Genomic DNA, 257 nt, shown 5'->3' on the forward strand with positions numbered 1-257 from the left:
GTGCAAATGCGAGTGGCTCAGCACAAGTTTCTGTACAGTCAAACGGCTTAATTAAAGGCGTTACGGGTGCAGTCAAAAATACAGCACAAGGTGTAGGTCAAACAGCTCAACATGTTGGTCATGCGGCTGTAAACACTGGGGTAAATGTCACCCAAAAAACGGTGGGCACTGCTGCAAATGTTGGCTCATCTGTCGTTCACACGACTGGTGCTGCTGTTAAAAATGGAAGCAACTATGCGGTAAACAAAGCAGTAGAT

Annotated in this window: 1 protein-coding gene; it reads left to right on the forward strand. The window is 46.3% G+C overall.

Translation table 11 applies throughout. The features are described 5' to 3' along the window. A partial coding sequence (locus AC2Q9J_RS18185) for a hypothetical protein (RefSeq protein WP_499042120.1) occupies positions 1 to 257 on the forward strand: 257 nt, incomplete at both ends.

The sequence above is a fragment of the Planococcus sp. RAB007_Raresut genome, from assembly GCF_057369535.1.